This is a genomic window from Streptomyces sp. NPDC043680 (assembly GCF_056436685.1).
In genome coordinates this window covers 1-2,392 of sequence record NZ_JBWKCE010000044.1, presented here as the reverse complement: position 1 = coordinate 2,392, position 2,392 = coordinate 1, and the positions used below count along the sequence as shown (strand labels likewise).

The 2,392-nt window shown below is 67.3% G+C and carries 1 protein-coding gene; it reads right to left on the bottom strand.

Annotated features, from left to right (window positions below; translation table 11 throughout):
- Positions 1-624 precede the first annotated feature (624 nt).
- Entirely contained in the window at positions 625-2,217 is a 1,593-nt protein-coding gene (locus AC0666_RS33910) for an ISL3 family transposase (protein ID WP_478709109.1), read from the bottom strand.
- Positions 2,218-2,392 lie beyond the last annotated feature (175 nt).

Genomic DNA, 2,392 nt, shown 5'->3' with positions numbered 1-2,392 from the left:
GGTTCTGGCACAGATCTTGGGGAGCGATCGCGGAGGGTGACAGCTTCGTTCGATTGTAAGGAGGGGCGGCGACCTGGGGGACCGTCACCGATCACGCATTCTGGTCCACCACCAGCGCGTCGTCGCCCACTCGTTGTAGTTGGGCTCCGGCAAGGTGCGGCGCTCGAATTCCTCATCGATACGCGTGATCAATCGGCCCAAGTCCCGTTTGGCTCCGGGCGGAAGGCACAGCATCGCCCACTCCAGGTCATCACGGGCATCTCCCACCCCGGGCGAATCAAACGCGGAGCCGTCCAGGTAGCGTCCGGGCTCCTTAAAAGCCCACTCGAAACACGAGAGTGCCTTGGCGACCGCGTTGGGCCACATTTCCTGGTCTTCGACCCGGCGGATCGCTGCACGAGTCCGTGCGGAGACACCGGGGACCCTCAGAACCGGATACTGCCATCGTGGCCGCCACCGCTCCGCGCGGACGGCCTTGGGACGCCTACGCGGCATCGCCCTTTCGGATCAACATGAGGCCATCCTGCCACGGCTGGGCACCTGCATGCACTGGCTATACGCCAGCGGCAGCAGGGGTTCCTACCATCCGGTTCTCGCGCAGCTCTTGGGGAACATCGCGAAGTGTTACTGGAGAAGGATCATCTTGCGGAGTAGGTCGAACCCGGCGCGGCCGTAGAGCTGCCGCTTGATCTTCTTGATGCGGTTGACGGCGCCCTCGATGCTGCCGGAGCTCCAGTCGAGAGTGAGCCCTGCCGTCACGGCGTCGAGGTCTCGGAGCAGGTGGAGTGCGAAGCCGGTGAGGCCCGGTAGCTGGCTGGCGTCGACTGCGTTGATCCAAGTGGGGAGTGTGGAGCCAAGGCGGTCGGTGAGGATCTCGCCGAAGTCGCGGACGTGTCCGGCGGCCCGGTCTAGTTCGGGGCAGCGGGCCAGGACCTCCTTCAGGCCGGCCCGGTCCTCCTCGTTCAGGGTCGTGGGGTGTCGGGTGAGCCAGCCGGTCACCTGCCGCACTGTCGGCGGTCGCGGCGGCGCGCCAGCCGGAGCCCCGCGGAGGGCGGCGATGTAGGCACGAACCATCTGGTAGGTGACAGGCGCATTGTCGGCAACCAGTTCACTGTGGAGGTGGGTGACGCTGGTGCATCCCTCGGCGAATCGGCGCTCCAAGTAGGGCTTGTAGGGGTCCAATCTGCTGGGCCGGGGACGGTTCTCGCGGAAGGTGTCCTGCCAGCGTGCGGCGTTCGCGTACCGGAGGACGGTGTTAAGGCCCCAGCCCAGGTGTCGGGCGATCGCCCGGCGTGAGTGGCCTTGGGCCAGGAGCTCGTGAACCAGGGTGTGTGCCGCCTTCTTTCGCTCGGCGCGTCGGCCGACGGGCTCCGAGTCGTCCTGCAGTCGACCGGAAACAAGTCCGGTGGCCTCCGGCAATATGCCGCTGGGCGATGGGTTGCGCAGGCAGTCGCGATGGGCGGCGACGCAGGTCTCCACGGCCCGGCCGAGGCCTTGCCACAGATGGAACCGGTCAGCGACCTGCAGAGCATCAGGGGCACCGCGCCGGGCGCCTTCGGCGTAGGCGCCCGCCCGGTCCCGGCAGATGATCTCCACGCCTGGGCGACGGACCAGCCACGCAGCCAGCGGCCCGGCTTCACGGGTCGGGAGCACGTCGACCACGCGATGGTCTTCGACGCTGGTCAAGACGGTGGAGTAGGTCTGGCCGCGACGGATCGCAAAGTCGTCCACGCCCAGCACGCGTGGAGTACTGAATCGCGGATCGGGCAACGCCATGACCCTGCGTAACAAGGTCATCCGTCCCGCAGCGAAGCCGAGCTGGGCCGCCAGTCGAGCGCCGGCTCGTCCCGCCAAGGCGAGCCCCACCCGCTCCAGGGCGCGGTTCAGCCGCGTGGTGAACCGCGCGTACGGCGCGGCCAGCCGGGAGAACGGCTCGGCGAACGTTCGGCGCGGACAGTCCGCCGACCCGCAGATGAATCGCCGGACCATCAGCCGGATCACAAAGCCCTGCTCAGCGAGGGGAAGGTCCTTCAGCCTGCGCTGGTAACGGTCGTGGACCCGGTCCGCGAAGCGGCCGCAGTCCGGACACGCCGCCCCCGCCATGCGGCCTCTTGCTACCACCTCGACCGTGCCGAACGCGACCGTAACCGCCTCGACCTCCACATCGTCGATCCCGTCGAACACCAGCGAATCCCAGAACGGTGCATCGGTCTGCATGACCAGCACCATCACTGTTCACAGCCAGCCAGAGCAGCGAACGGAACGCACCTGAGGGAGCGTCACTTCCGGCCTTCAGACGCCAAGGCGTGCGCCGTCTCGCACGAGTCAGTCACTCGCAATCGAACACCGAGGTCACGCTCCGCGATGGTTCCCCAAGATCTGTGCCAGAACC